Here is a 14,774-nt window from a genome sequence, read left to right as displayed (position 1 = left end):
AACTGCAAAGCTTTAAAATAAAGCGGTTTATAATTAAACCGCTTTTTGTTTAATTATTTAAAGGCAGGTTCACGGTAAATACCACACCGTTGCCTTGCTCATTATTGTGTGCTGTTACTGTACCGTTATGGTAATCACACACCAACCTGACAATATATAACCCTAAACCCAAATGCGGTTGTTGCTGCATTTGTTGGCTGCGCACCGAAACCATAGAATCAAAAATATGTTCAGTAAGCCCCTCAGGGAGCAAAGAGCCGGTATTACCTACGGTTAAAACGGCTTTGCTTTCGTGTTTTACAAGGCTGACTTCAATCGCGGTGTTGGCTTCACTAAATTCCAAGGCATTATTAATTAGTTTATCGAGCAGTTGGGCTATAAATTCGGGAGCGCCTAGCATGGGTAATTCACCTTGGTGTATATCCAATGTAAATAACTGGTTAGGGTAAGTTAGCTGGTAGCCTTGCATGCAGCCATTGATCACCTTTTGCAAATCAAACGGCTCAGACTCATTACTTTGAATGCTTTGCTCAAGGCGGGTGGCTTCACTCATAGTGGTAATTATTTTACCTAAACGCTCAACTCCTTCACTGGCACGCTCAAGGTATTTTTGACTCAGTTCACTTTGCTGCAAGCTTTGTAAGTTCTCAAGTGATGAACGGACAACCGCAACCGGCGTGCGCAGCTCGTGAGATAAGCGCGACGACATATTTTCTAAATAATCGGTATACCCTCCAAGGCGGCTCACTATATTTGAAAAGCTACGCGATAAATCGCCTATTTCGTCATTGGCATCGCTGTAATTTATATGGCCTCTTACCCGCCCTTGTGCATCAATGGCTTGCTCTGCTGTATCGCGTAGTCGCCTAATACGACTTGATATACGTGAGGCAAAAAAGAACAAAGTGACTGTGCCAATTAACATGACCGCTAAAATCACATTAAACAGTTTTTCCAGCGATTTATTACGCAGTGTGCGCACGCCATTAGTGGTTTCTTCGGCTATAACTGCGCCAATAACTTTATCCTCAATCCAAATAGGATACGCGGCCGATAATATTACCGCTTTGTTATCGGGGGTGAGTCGCCAAGACGAGGCCGGTTGGCCTTTGAGTGCTTTGGCTAAATGAGTCCCTTGCATTGAGGCGACATCGTGTAGGGTGTCTATAAACTCATCTTCGGGACGGGTTAAAATTTTATAGTACAAAGGATGCAAATAGGTCTGTTCAAAGCGCTGCCATGCGGTTTTTGGCGCTTGATTTTTTAACCCATCGGCCCATACGCCATCGGCATTTTGAATACTGCCCGATTGCGCTAATACACGGTGATGATTATCGACCACCCATATGCGACTGCCGCTGTGTCCCATGCCTTTTAATATACGGTTTATTTCAGGGGAGGGCACCAGTACCGAACCTAAATCATTCGGGTTATTTAAGTTCGATGTAGACATAATACTAGGGGTTTGGTTTGGTTGTTTACTATCAACATCGGCAATGGCAAATCCCAGTTTATTGCCAAGCATACTCAAAGGAAAGCGCAGCTCAAGGTTATAACCTGTTTCAGTTTTTTTAAAGAAACCCTGAATTTTAGTAAAAGGCATTTTACTGTTGGCATCAAATGCGTTGACCCAGCCATCTTGGCGCGGAGCAATAATATAAGTATTAAATTGCCCATCAGGGTTTTTTAGGCCAATTTTTACATAGTCATTATTGGTAATGCTGAGGCTGTTTTTAGCACGGTAAATTACAGTGTCATCTGTGACTTTAAATACAGCATATAAGTAATTATCAAACTTACCTACCATGTGGCTAAATGATAAGTTGCTCAGTGGATGGTTATCATTGGCTGTTTGTAAGTAGCGTTTGTCATAAAGCCAAAATAGCGATTGGTAAGCGTCCCAATCGCTGAGTTTACCATCGAGCTGAATTGGACTCTTTAAATTATAAGCATAGAGATCGCGGCCTTTTACAACTTGATCTAAAAAGTTGGTTTGTTCGTCAAATAAAGCGGGGCGTTCGTGCAGGGCCGTTGCCAGTGCGCGTGTAGTGCCTACGAGCGTTTTTTCTTGGCCTTGGCGTAAAAACTTTTCCATTTCCCATACGTACTCGTAGCCTAACCATGGCAACAAAAACAAAAAGCATGAAAGTAGAATAAATTTACTGCGTAGACCAAATCTCAGCATGTGGGTTGCTCCCACCTGTAACCCATGCCATACACGGTATCAATGCAGTCAAACTGGCTATCGAGTGCTATAAACTTTTTGCGAATGCGTTTTACATGAGAGGTAATGGTGCTGTCGTCTACATAAATTTTAGCATCGCTCATTAACTCATTACGGCTTTTAACGTGGCCAGGGCGTTGGGCGAGTGAATGCAGCATCCAAAACTCAGTTACGGTTAAATCAACCAACTGTTGCTGCCAAAGCACCTGCATGCGTTGCGTGTCGAGTGTTAGTTGACCGCGAATTATTAATGCGTTGGCATCGGCGGGTTGCTCTAATGCTTCCATACGGCGAAATAGTGCGCCAATACGCGCAGCTAAATGGGCTAAGCTAATGTCTTTGGTTAAGTAGTCGTCGGCGCCCATGCGCAGGCCGCATACGGTGTCTATTTCGCTGTCGCGAGCGGTTAAAAAAATAATCGGTAAGGTTTTAGACAGTGAACGCAGTGTTTGGCACAGTAAAAAGCCACCATCTATTTCATGGCCTAAACCAATATCAACAATGGCTAAATCGGGAAGCGCTTCTTTAAAGGCCGCTTCTGCTTGAGGGCGGTTTTCATAACCACTCACCTGATAGCCTTGAGCGCTCAGCATTTCTATGTAGTTTTCGCGGATTGCGGTTTCATCTTCAATGATGGCTATTTTCTTCATTTTTATTAATTACTCATATTGACTTAGGCGCACTATAGCGAAGTTTTTGCGCTAAGTACGGTTAAAAACACAATTGCCATTTTTTTGCCACAATTGCTCAGCAGTTTGCCATTTTTGATCCCCTTTGTTGCCACTTCATGGTGTTTTAATACAACTATTGAAATTACCAATACAACGCAAGTGCCAACCAATAGCTTGCCAACCATTATTAATAGTAAGGAATAAATCATGAAGAAAACATTAATCGCACTCACACTCGTTAGTACTTTTTGCACTCCTGCTTTTGCCGCGGATACCCCATCAAAAGAAGCAAAAAAAGAAACAATTGTTGGCCTGAGCACCGGTGCCATTATTGGTGGTGTTGTTGGTGGGCCAATCGGCGCGTTTGTAGGCGCATTTGCTGGTGGTTTGATTGGCGATGCCAAGGTGGCTGAGAAAACCATTGCTGAGCAGCAGCAAGCTTTAACTGTAATGGCAGAGAAAACCAACGACTACCAACATGTTCTTAATCATAACAGTCACCTAGAGGCGCAACTTGAACTACTGGCTCAGCAGAATGAGCAATTAACGCAATCACAACTTAATAATTTATTGGCGATGACAGTGCAATTTAAAACAGGCTCTAGCGATATTGCTCCTCATTTTGCCAAGCAGCTTGATCAATTAGTTGCGTTATTAAAAAGCCAGCCACAACTCGCACTTGATTTAAGTGGCTTTGCCGATCAGCGTGGTGAAGAGCAAGCAAACTTATTACTTTCAAAAGCCAGAGTAAACGCCGTAAAAAGTTACTTAATTAAACAAGGTGTAAGCCATACACGTTTAAGCGCACAAGCATTTGGCGAGCAGCAAAGCATAGCAAACAGTAACACCCTTGAAGATAACTTTTTTGACAGACGCGTTACTCTCACTACCCGTGCGCTAAATCAGTCAAGTAATCAAACAGCAAGCAATTAATCGCAAGGCGTTCGATGGAGTGATTTATGTTGAGTAAACCCACCAAAGTGCTTACCAAGGTAAGCCTTTTTATTTTTATTATTATCGTGCTTTTGGCCAGCTTTAAAAGCCATGCACAGTCGCCAAAACTATCCTTGTTTGATAGCCAAGGAGTGGCGGTTAATCCTGGGGTTATTTTAAAAAGCGATGCAAAAATGACCCTAACAGGACTAATTAATCATGTTGTAGTAACGCAGCACTACATAAATGAAAACCCTTTTGCAGTAAATGCACGTTATATATTTCCTTTACCCGATGAAAGTGCCGTGCAAGCAATGACCATGCGTATTGGTGAGCGAGTGATTCACGGTAAAATAGCAAAAAAACACCAAGCAGAAAAACAGTATCAAGCTGCCAAACAAACAGGGAAACAGGCCTCTTTGGTTCGTCAGCAGCGCGCAAATATGTTTATTACGGATGTGGCGAACATAGGGCCTGGTGAAGAGATTGTTATAACGCTTGAATATCAAGAGATTATTGATTACCAACAAGGTACCTTTGCGATTCATTTTCCAACCACAATTACGCCACGCTATCATGCAATAACAGGGGAAGTTAACGATGATCACGATAAACATGCGATAAAAAGCGCTAATGCACCTTTGTTCACTCCACAGGGGTGGTTAAGCCCTGTTTACACAAAACAAACCAATGAGGCGGCAAATGCCAGTGATTTAAGCTTAACAATTAACATGGATATAGGCTTAGAATTGGTTGATATAAACGCTAAGTACCATCAAGTTAATATTGAAAACCCTGCATTTGGGCAATACAGCATTGCGCTAAAACCACAGCAAGCCATAAATAGAGACTTTGTACTTGAGTTTAAGCCACTTCAAATAGCGCAAGCGCAAGCTGCACTTTTTACTCAGCAAGCACAAAATGGTGAGCAGTATGCGTTAGCAATGTTAATGCCGCCAAGCGATAGTTTTACTCAATCTCAGCGTTTACCGCGTGAAATGGTGTTTGTAGTTGATACTTCGGGATCTATGCATGGGCAGTCTATTGAACAAGCTAAAAAAGCGCTGTTTTACGCATTATCATTATTAGATAGTGATGATAGCTTCAATATTGTCAGTTTTAATAATGAGGTTGCAGCCATGAGTGAGACCCCATTAATTGCCAGTGACTTTAATTTACGTCGCGCAGAGCGTTTTATTTATAATTTACAAGCCGATGGCGGAACTGAAATAAAAGGCGCACTTGATGCAGTACTCGATGGTACACAGTTTGAAGGGTTTGTACGCCAAGTGGTATTTTTAACCGATGGTAGCGTAAGTAACGAAGATCAATTATTTAAACATATTGCGCATGCTTTAGGTGATAGCCGTTTATTTACCGTGGGCATTGGTAGTGCGCCTAACCGTTATTTTATGCGTCGTGCCGCTGATATAGGCAAGGGAACTTACACCTTTATAAGCAGTGCTCATGATGTGCAGCCGAAAATGCAGCAGTTGTTTGATAAACTTGCTCACCCGGCGATGACTAATTTAGCGTTAACAAATAAAAATGAAGAGAGTTTAGATTTTTGGCCCTCACCTTTGCCTGACCTATATTTTGCTGAGCCTATTATGGTGGCTATTAAATTAGACAATACCGATGCAATTACTTTTACGGGGCAAACGGCGCATGGGGAGTTTAAGGTTAAGCTTAATCCGCAAGCAAGCTCAAAAGCCACAGGAATTGATAAGCTTTGGGCACGTCAAAAAATAAAGTCATTATTGCTATACAACCAACAAAGTGAAGTAAAACAGCAAGTGCAGCAACTTGCGCTTGAGCATCAGTTACTTAGCCCATTTACTGCGTTTATTGCCATAGAAGAGACGACCATAAAAGAAGTTGCTAAACAAACTACACAAGTGGCTAATTCAATGCCGCAAGGAATGAGTATGCGCTTGCCGCAAACTGATGGGCAAAGCAAAATGCATATTGTGTTTGGAGCTTTAATGCTACTAGGTGGCCTGTTGTTGGTAAGGCGCTGCAAATGAAAAAGTGGCTAAGCATAGGTTTACTTGCCTTAGGTTTGAGCTTGTTTGGCCATGGTGTATACATGCAGGCAAAGGCGTGGCTTGCACAAGTGTTAATAGAGCAAGCATGGCAAACGACCCTTAAATCGCCCAATAAAAAAATTAAGCCGTGGTTTTATGCTGATAGTTACCCAGTGGCACAAATTATATGGCCAAAGCATAATAAACGACTAACCGTGCTCGATGGCGCAAGTGGTAGAAACTTAGCGTTTGCGCCGAGCCACTTTTTACCTGCTGGGGAGTTAGGTGGGGCTGATTTTGGTAACTCGCAAGGAGCACTTATTGCTGGCCACAACGATACCCACTTTGCGTTTTTAAAAAACGCTAAAGTGGGGGAGCAATTTTCTCTACAACTTAAAAATGGCCAAGTGCAGCATTATTCAGTAACACACGTTGAGGTAATTAATCAGTACAACACCGATTTTTTGCAGCAATCAGGGTTGTATTTATTAACCTGTTACCCTTTTGATTCACTGGCCTCGGGGACCGATTTAAGATGGTTAGTGTCGGCTGAAATATCCTCACCCGAAGTTGAGTTGGGAATATCGACCACCAGCTCTTGATGGCGTTGACTAATCATTACGCCTATAAACACCACAAATATGCTGATCCACTGGCCAAGAGTTAGTACCTCGTTGAGGATAATGGCTGACAAAATTAAAGTGAAAATAGGGATTAAATTAGAGTAAGCCGCGGCGGTTAATACCGACACTTTACTAATTGCATAGTTGTACATGCCGTACCCACCCAAAGTAACACAAGAGCCTAAGTACAAAATGCTCATTAGTGCGGTTAAATCGTGTTGATTTTCACTGGGTAGGTCAATAAATAATAAAAACGGAGCAAAAAACAAACTACCACTCACGCCTTGCAGAGCAATCAATGTGAGCGGGGAGTAGCGGTTAGCTAAATGTTTTATACACACGGTATAAAATGCCGCGCACACCATGGCCATTAATTCTAAAAAATTTCCCAGTAATGGGTTTGGGGCTTGGCTTGAACTCGGTGAGAGCAAGGTCAGTAAAATACTGCCGCCAATACACAGCGTAAAACCCACCACAATAGCTTTACTAATATGCTCTTTGAGCATGAAAAATGCTAAAAGTGCCACAATAATGGGTAAACAAGAAACAATCACCCCCGCCTGAGACGCTGAAGTGTACTCCATTGCGTGGCCTTCAAATAAAAAGTATAAGCAAGGCTCTGCCAGCGACATGCCTAATAAGTACTTCCAATCGCCTTTTAAATATTCAAAACGAATTACGTAGCGCCATAAACATAACGAAATCAGTAAAGTGGTGAGCATACGTAAAAATATCACCAAGGCCGGATCATAAATCGCAATCGCGTATTTAAGTGCAATAAAGGAGCTACCCCACAAAAAGGTGGCAATAATTAAACATAAACTGGCAGGCATAAGGCGTAATTTAAAAGGTTGAATATAGTGCGATCCTAGCACGCAGAGGGGGTGATTGAATATTTTTTACTTGTTCAAAAATACCGAACTGGTATAAATAAATGCATCATTTATTGCGCAAAGTAAAAAACATGCAAAGGGATCAGGTCGTAATTGTAAAGCTAGGTACAAGCGTACTCACTGGCGGTACCGATAAGTTAGACAAAGCACACATGGTGGAACTTGTTCGCCAATGCTGTGAGCTAAAAAAGCAAGGTCATCACGTTATTTTAGTATCAAGCGGTGCGGTTGCTGCAGGTCGCGAACAGCTATTAAAACCCTGTGGGCGCACATTAATAGACAAACAAATGTTGGCCGCCATTGGACAGGGGCAACTCATTCATATTTGGCAAAGTTTATTTGCGTTATATGGCGTTAACGTCGGGCAAATGCTACTAACGCGCGCAGATGTTGACGACAGAGAGCGCTATTTAAATGCCCGCGATACCCTCAATGCCTTATTAAATTACGATGTAGTGCCGATCATCAATGAAAACGACGCGGTTGCTACCAGTGAAATAAAAGTAGGTGATAACGATAACTTATCGGCATTGGTGGCTATTTTAGCCAATGCCGACAAATTACTGCTACTGACCGACCAACAAGGGTTATTTACCAGCGATCCGCGCACCGACATTAACGCCACCTTGATTGACGAAGTTATCCATATTAATGATGAGTTACGCCAACTTGCGGGTGGCAGTGGTACAAACCTAGGCACTGGAGGTATGGCAACCAAGCTACAGGCCGCAGATATTGCCAGAAGAGCTGGGGTTGAGGTGATTATTGCCAAAGGCGCTGATGAAAATGTGATTTTAAAATGCATGAGCGAGCAACTGCCAGGCACCCGTTTTTTAAAACTTACCGCGCCTAAAGATGGCCGAAAAAAATGGTTATTGGCAGGGCCTAAAAGTAGTGGCCAAATTTTAATTGATGCCGGTGCGGTGCATGCCTTGCAATCTAAGGGCGCCAGTTTACTTGCTAAAGGCATTACGCGCGCCATTGGTGAATTTGAACGTGGAGATTTAATTAACTTAATTGATGTAAACCAGCAAATTATTGCACGGGGATTAACTCGCTTTAGCCATCTTGAAATTGATAAAATAAAAGGCGCACATTCTAATCAAATCAGCCAATTACTTGATTACGATAGCGGTGTGGAAGTACTACACAGAGATGATATGGTGGTGTTGTAATTAAGCACTTTTTTAACGATATAGCGCAACGTATAATCCGCTTATAGTGTTGCGCTTTTTTGTGTTAAAATCTTGCACCTTAAATTTGTTGTAAAGAGTATTGAAGATGAAATTAGTTCGCTGGGTTTTGGGTTGTATCATCTTATTTTTTAATTTTGTTTTTACGCCGCGTAGCAAAAAACGTGATCCGCAAGAGCAAGCTAAGCTTGATCAGCAAACCGCACAATTTAAGCTCTATCAATTCAAAGCATGCCCTTTTTGTGTAAAAGTGCGCCGTTCAATTAAGCGTGAAGGCTTAAAAATTGAAACACGCGATGCAAAAAATGATGAGCAATACCGCCAAGAGCTATTAGAGCAAGGCGGAAAAGTTAAAGTACCTTGTTTACGTATTGAGCAAGATGGCCAAGTTAAATGGCTTTATGAATCAAACGATATTATTGCTTACTTAAACAAAGTAGCCGCTTAAAATATTTATTGGTATTTCATACCATCTCACTTATTAAAAGAGACATTACCATGACAATTCGTACCCGTGTTGCTCCGTCGCCAACTGGTGACCCGCATCTTGGCACCGCTTACATTGCCTTATTTAACTACTGTTTTGCTAAACAGCAAGGCGGTGAATTTGTACTTCGTATTGAAGATACTGACCAAGTTCGCAGCACACCAGAATCTGAACAAGCCATCATGGATAGCTTACGCTGGTTAGGCCTTGAGTGGGATCATGGTCCTGATGTAGGTGGTGAGTTTGGTCCATACCGTCAATCTGAGCGCAGTGATTTATATAAAAAATACGCTCATCAGTTAGTTGAAGACGGCAAAGCATTCTACTGTTTCGCAACCAGCGAAGAACTGGACCAAATGCGTGAAGAGCAAATGGCTGAAGGTCTGCGTCCTAAATATGATGGCCGTGGCTTAAACCATACAGAAGACGAAATTAAAGCAAACCTAGCTGCTGGTAAACCGTACGTTATTCGTATGAAAATCCCAAGCGAAGGTACCTTTAAGTTTAACGATTATCTACGCGACGAAATTGAGATCCCGTGGGAAAACGTAGACATGCAAGTGCTATTAAAAGCGGATGGCTTTCCAACTTACTTTTTAGCTAATGTGGTGGATGATCACCACATGCAAATTAGCCATATTTTCCGTGGTGAAGAGTGGATAAACTCAGCGCCTAAGCTATTAAAACTGTATGAAGATTTTGGTTGGGAAGCACCCGTATTAGGTCACTTACCATTACTGCGTAACCCAGATAAATCAAAACTGTCTAAGCGTAAAAACCCAACGTCTATTAATTACTACAAAGAAATGGGTTACCTACCAGAAGCGGTACTAAACTACTTAGGCCGTATGGGTTGGTCAATGCCTGATGAGCGTGAAAAGTTTACCCTTAATGAAATGATTGAACATTTTGACATGAAGCGTGTATCGCTGGGGGGCCCAGTATTCGACGTAGACAAGTTAAGCTGGTTAAACGGTATGTGGATCCGCGAAAACTTAACTGATGCAGAGCTAATGCAGCGTTTTGTTGACTGGAAATTTAATGGCGACATGCTTGCTAAAGTATTACCGGAAGCTAAAACGCGTATAAATACGCTCTCTGACATGGTTGATTTAGCAGGGCACTTTGTAGGCGGTATCCCGACTTACGATCCAGCGCTATTAACAGCCGGTAAAGCTGACGAAGATGTTATTCGCCAAGCATTACAATTTTTTGTATGGCAGCTAGAAGGCTTACGTAGCTTTGAAAAACCAGCTATTTTTGCAATTGCAAAAGAAGTAGCCACCTTCCACGAGCTTAAAATTAAAGACTTCTTAGAGCCTATATTTGTGGCTATTACCGGCAAAACATCATCAACTTCGGTATTAGATGCAATGGAGATTTTAGGGTCTGACCTATCGCGTGCACGTTTACGTGTTGCGCTTGCCCATTTAGGTATTTCTAAAAAGCAGGCTAAAAAGATAGAACGCGCATACCGCGATTACCCAAGTGCGTAATCGCGTATATAGATTCAAAAGCCGCTTTATTTAAGCGGCTTTTTTGTACCCGTAGTTTTAAGATGGAGTTGCCAGCATAGGGTAAGTAAATAAGAAAAAGTGAAACACATTAACGAGCCAATGACATAAAATGGCCCATTCTAATCGGCTAGTTTTATAGTAAATATAGCCATAACCAAAACCTGCAACGGCCGCCACAAGCATATAATGAGTACCCGCTGAAAAGTGTGCCAGTGAGAATACACAAGTGCTGATCACCGGTGCCAGTAATGCAAATCTGCCCGGGGTTATTAGTTTTGAAAGCTTAGTTTGTATTATTCCTCTAAAGAATGCCTCTTCTGCAACGCAGGTAAAAAGTAGGTTGATAGCTATAAATAACAACCAAAATTCAGGTACTTTTGGCGCAAATTCAACAAGGTTCAACGTTAAAGCAGTTATAAGCGCCGCTAAAATAGTGATAGTTATAATTAAAACGGAGTAGCCGATAGTCACTGGCTTTGCCGTTTTATTTTTTGCAAAAAAATAAGCGCTCAGCATTAAACCCGCTAATGCTTTATCAAAATTAGCATACAGGGTAAATGCAATTGCGTTACTGGTGACTTGTTCATTAACAACAATTGGCAGGTTATTAAAACCCGCAAACCAATGTAAGGCTAACCCGAGGGAGGTCGTTAAAAATAAAGACGTTAGAACATTACGTTTTAACGCTGAGGTTGCCAATAGCGCAAAGTGAAACAATCCCACATAAACAGCTATAACAGCAACCGCGTTTAAATTTATATATTCTTGATAATAGGCAGTAATAACACTTAGCAGCAATAAGTATTGCCATAATGGTTGGCGAAATACAGTGAGTTTACACTGTGGGAAAACACATAAAATAGCGGCAGCTAAAAAGTAAAAAGTCATTGGCAAATACAGCTTGTTGTTTGATAGGGGAAATGAGAGAAAACGAATTACATAGCGTTATAGTCTCAATTAGATAATTCAGAGCTATTAATAATTATAGGCTTGTCCGGTACAAATAACGGCTAAATCACAATTGTAGCGGGATACTGATTGGCATTGCTCTAGTGTAAATGCATTGCCACCTAAATAAAGCACATCGTTTTTAAGGGATTCTATAGCTTGTGATTTCAAGCGGTTATAGCTAATTGAGGATGTTCGCGTATCATCTGAAACATCGCAGCTTTCGCCTTTTATTCCACCAAGGGGGCTTGCACCTCTATCGAGAGCGTCCTGAACACTGTAAAACTGCTCTAGGCCACGTTTTTTAATGTGGCTTGAAACGTGTTCTGATAAAACCTCGTCGTCGATATTGGTTGTGTAAGTAACGTTATTACAGCCAGTTAAAAATGAAACCGCGCATATTAATAAAGAAAAATACTTCATTAGTTAATCCCTTAAACTCGTATTTTCCTAATTTACTTAGTAAATTAGCGAGTTGCAAATTATCATTTTTCGCCTTTATTAAACAGATTCGACCTCTCAAGATTTTTTTTCTGGTAGTATAGCTAGGTTATAAGCAGTTTAAGCAGTGAACACACTATGTTAAGTCCTTACTATCAGCAGCATGCTGATTATGTTTCAATTTCTCGTGAGCAAGGTTGTCGCTTTGCTAAATGTGTAGCCGACGACTACAACCCGCTTCATGATAAAGACGCTAAAAAGTTTTGCGCACCAGGAGACTTACTTTTTTCTCTAGTGTTAGACCGCTATGGCATTAGTGAGCGAATGGAGTTTACCTTTGCCGGTATGGTTGATGAAAATACCAAGCTAAATTTTCCAGAACAACCTGGAGAAGAGTTTGATGTAAACCATGGCGAAAAAGTAATTTTAAAGGTTAAACGCGACGGTAAAACCAGTAAATGCCCAACACTTACAAACAGTCTAATAAAAAATTATGTTGAGTTCTCAGGTGCTGCGTTCCCGCATGTAATTATTCCTTTAATGGGCAAGCAAGAGGTAATGATAAACCCTGCGCGCCCTATGATTATTTATGAATCAATGATAATTAATCTTAATAACATTGATATTAAATCACCGACCCTTGAGTTTGCAGAGCCAAGCTTTGAATACGCTGGTAAACGCGGCAAAATAACCTTGCGCTTTAATTTATTAGAAAACGGCGAAAAGGTGGGTTTTGGTGAAAAACACATGGTGGTATCGGGTATTCGTGAGTACTGTCAAAGCACCGTAGATGATTTAATTGCATTTTATAATGAGCGTAAAGCCACATTAAAACCGGCTTAAATATTTCATTTTACTTAGGCGCTATTTAGCGCCTTTTTTATTACTAAAGCTCAGGTATAATAGCGTTCTTTGTTATTTTAAAGCCAAGCTTATGTCTGCCACATCGTTCTCATCACTAGCCCTTGACCCGTTACTATTAACTGCAATAGAGCAAAATAATTACACTACGCCTACCGCCATTCAGCAAAAAACGATACCGCCAATTTTAGCGGGCAAAGACGTTATGGGCAGCGCTCAAACTGGCACCGGTAAAACAGCCGCTTTTGTTTTGCCGCTATTACATAAGCTTTTAAATACCACTAAAAAAGACGAACCTGGCATTGCCCGTGTGGTTATTTTAACGCCCACTAGGGAGCTTGCTCAGCAAGTATTCGCAAGCTTTGAAAAATACGCACAAAGTACAGATATAAAAGGTGCACTTGCTTATGGTGGCGCAAGTATTGGCCCGCAAATCAAAGCACTTAAAACAGCGCAGGTAATAGTGGCAACGCCAGGGCGCTTACTTGATCATATAGTGAAGGGCAGTGTGGTGCTTTCAAGCGTGGACTCTTTGGTGTTTGATGAAGCAGACCGTATGCTTGATATGGGTTTTATTGACGAAATTAAACGAATACTGCGTCATATCCCAGGCGATCGTCAAACCTTACTGTTTTCCGCCACCTTTGATGACAGTGTATTTGAGCTGAGTAAAAAATTGCTCAAAGACCCTGAGCTTATTGAAGTCGATAAGCGCAACTCTGCTGCTGTAGAGGTTGAACAAGTTATTTACGCAGTAGATGAAGACAGAAAGCGCGAGCTGGTATCGCACATGATTGGCATGAAAAACTGGCGCCAAGTGCTTATATTCACCCGCACAAAACAAATGGCCGATAAGCTTGCCAAAGAAATGTGTAAAGATGGTTTAAAAACCGAATCTATTCATGGTGATAAATCGCAAGGTGCCCGCGACCGCGCATTACAAAACTTCAAAGAAGGCAGTACGCGTGTTTTAGTGGCCACCGATGTAGCGGCGCGCGGTTTAGACATACCGGCACTTAAATACGTAATTAACTTTGAATTGCCATACATAGCTGAAGATTATGTGCATCGTATTGGCCGTACAGGGCGTGCTGGCGAGCAAGGTTTAGCGATGTCATTAGTGAGCTTAGATGAGCAATGGCTGCTTGAAGAAATTGAAGTATTGCTTGATACCCGCTTAACACCACAATGGCTTGAAGGCTACGAGCCCGACTTAAATAAGCCACCCAAAGATAACCGCAAAAACACTAACAAAGCGCGTAAAGATCGCGATAAAAAACGTATTACAGGCCAAAGAGCGCCAAATAGAAGACGTAAATAAAAGCGTTCAGTTTTTAGCTATCAGTTGTCAGTAAAAAGAGCCCAACACGGCGTTAAATTTAGCGCCGTGGTTTGCTGCATCTTCTTAATTCACTACCTCTCCCTGTTAGTTCTTTTTAGCACACAGCTTAAGTGTTAAGTCATTGTATTGTTTACATGTAATCAATAAAGTGTAATTATTTTGTCGAGAATGAAATCAGGTGATTGAAGCGAAAAATATAAAAAAGGAAGTGAAATTGGATTATCTCAATTGGTTGAAAAAGGAATATGCTGAGCTAGGTAATGTGTCAGACGAAACTATTAATGCTCATATAAACTCAGCAAAAATGGACTCTCAGCTATTTAGGGAGTTTATCAAAGTCTTAGGGTTTTTAATTTTTGTGGTTCCATTCAATTTGTATCTATCTATTTCAGGGGTGGTCATTTTTAATAGTATTTACTATTGGCTTATTGTGATCTTTTCGAGTTTTATTGGAGTTCTTGTTGCATTATATTGCGAGCAAACCTTAATTAAAAAACAGCTTAAAAAAACAATCCGCGATAAACACAGTAATAAAATATAAATTTAAAAAGAAATTGACCGGCCAATTACATTATAAAAATAAAAAGGCAAGCCATATAGGTGTAGTAGTGTGA

General features: G+C 41.2%; 14 protein-coding genes. 9 read left to right on the top strand and 5 right to left on the bottom strand.

The features are described 5' to 3' along the window. Positions 1–49: 49 nt before the first annotated feature. Positions 50–2,185 carry a proteobacterial dedicated sortase system histidine kinase gene (gene pdsS, locus CWC14_RS12260; RefSeq protein ID WP_138563126.1) on the bottom strand — a complete coding sequence of 712 codons (2,136 nt, stop codon included), beginning with the start codon at positions 2,183–2,185 and terminating at the stop codon, positions 50–52. Then, the gene (gene pdsR / locus CWC14_RS12255) at positions 2,179–2,874 is read right to left on the bottom strand and encodes a proteobacterial dedicated sortase system response regulator (protein ID WP_138563125.1); all 696 of its coding nucleotides are present in this window, start codon (positions 2,872–2,874) and stop codon (positions 2,179–2,181) included. The genes pdsS and pdsR overlap by 7 nt, the downstream gene beginning before the upstream one ends. Before the next feature lie 228 nt (positions 2,875–3,102). Between pdsR and pdsO the strand changes: the two genes are divergently transcribed. Genes pdsO through CWC14_RS12235 form a run of 3 tightly spaced genes read left to right on the top strand, consistent with a single transcriptional unit; the run spans position 3,103 to position 6,457 of the window. Beyond that, positions 3,103–3,828: a sortase-associated OmpA-like protein PdsO gene (gene pdsO, locus CWC14_RS12245; RefSeq protein WP_138563123.1), complete on the top strand. Its 726-nt coding sequence runs from the start codon at positions 3,103–3,105 to the stop codon at positions 3,826–3,828. Between the two features lie 26 nt (positions 3,829–3,854). Further along, positions 3,855–5,855 (top strand): marine proteobacterial sortase target protein, encoded by a 2,001-nt coding sequence (locus tag CWC14_RS12240; protein WP_138563122.1) that lies wholly within the window; start codon positions 3,855–3,857, stop codon positions 5,853–5,855. Beyond that, positions 5,852–6,457, top strand: coding sequence for a class GN sortase (locus CWC14_RS12235; protein ID WP_036981504.1), 606 nt, complete (start codon positions 5,852–5,854; stop codon positions 6,455–6,457). Before CWC14_RS12240 ends, CWC14_RS12235 begins: the two co-directional genes overlap by 4 nt. Here the strand turns inward: CWC14_RS12235 and CWC14_RS12230 are convergent. Beyond that, on the bottom strand, positions 6,352–7,311 hold the full coding sequence (locus CWC14_RS12230) for a DMT family transporter (RefSeq protein ID WP_036981507.1): 960 nt from the start codon (positions 7,309–7,311) through the stop codon (positions 6,352–6,354). The two genes, CWC14_RS12235 and CWC14_RS12230, sit on opposite strands and share 106 nt — an antisense overlap. Before the next feature lie 131 nt (positions 7,312–7,442). On the opposite strand from CWC14_RS12230, the gene proB reads away from it, so the two are divergent. From proB to gltX, 3 genes are all read left to right on the top strand, one after another. After that, entirely contained in the window at positions 7,443–8,546 is a 1,104-nt protein-coding gene (gene proB, locus CWC14_RS12225) for a glutamate 5-kinase (RefSeq protein ID WP_138563121.1), read from the top strand. Positions 8,547–8,652: 106 nt separating this feature from the next. Further along, positions 8,653–9,012, top strand: coding sequence for a glutaredoxin family protein (locus tag CWC14_RS12220; RefSeq protein WP_036981509.1), 360 nt, complete (start codon positions 8,653–8,655; stop codon positions 9,010–9,012). Between the two features lie 50 nt (positions 9,013–9,062). Beyond that, on the top strand, positions 9,063–10,547 hold the full coding sequence (gltX, locus tag CWC14_RS12215) for a glutamate--tRNA ligase (protein WP_008111109.1): 1,485 nt from the start codon (positions 9,063–9,065) through the stop codon (positions 10,545–10,547). 57 nt (positions 10,548–10,604) lie between these two features. Here gltX and CWC14_RS12210 read toward each other — a convergent pair whose 3' ends face one another. Next, a complete protein-coding gene (locus CWC14_RS12210; RefSeq protein WP_138563120.1) occupies positions 10,605–11,456 on the bottom strand; it encodes a CPBP family intramembrane glutamic endopeptidase in 852 nt (283 codons plus the stop codon). An 87-nt stretch (positions 11,457–11,543) separates the two neighbouring features. Continuing rightward, positions 11,544–11,939, bottom strand: a complete 396-nt coding sequence (locus CWC14_RS12205) for a hypothetical protein (RefSeq protein ID WP_138563119.1) — start codon at positions 11,937–11,939, stop codon at positions 11,544–11,546. A gap of 156 nt (positions 11,940–12,095) precedes the next feature. Here CWC14_RS12205 and CWC14_RS12200 point away from each other — a divergent pair, with 156 nt between their 5' ends. From CWC14_RS12200 to CWC14_RS12190, 3 genes are all read left to right on the top strand, one after another. Further along, a complete protein-coding gene (locus CWC14_RS12200) occupies positions 12,096–12,800 on the top strand; it encodes a DUF3581 domain-containing protein (protein WP_016900441.1) in 705 nt (234 codons plus the stop codon). A gap of 91 nt (positions 12,801–12,891) precedes the next feature. Further along, positions 12,892–14,139 (top strand): DEAD/DEAH box helicase, encoded by a 1,248-nt coding sequence (locus tag CWC14_RS12195; RefSeq protein WP_138563118.1) that lies wholly within the window; start codon positions 12,892–12,894, stop codon positions 14,137–14,139. Between the two features lie 199 nt (positions 14,140–14,338). Further along, positions 14,339–14,701, top strand: coding sequence for a hypothetical protein (locus CWC14_RS12190; protein ID WP_249928746.1), 363 nt, complete (start codon positions 14,339–14,341; stop codon positions 14,699–14,701). Positions 14,702–14,774: the final 73 nt, after the last annotated feature.

This window comes from Pseudoalteromonas sp. S3260 (genome assembly GCF_005886925.1).
Classification (GTDB): domain Bacteria; phylum Pseudomonadota; class Gammaproteobacteria; order Enterobacterales; family Alteromonadaceae; genus Pseudoalteromonas; species Pseudoalteromonas tetraodonis.
Note: the sequence above shows the minus strand (reverse complement) of the source record. Positions and strands in the feature narration are given on the sequence as shown.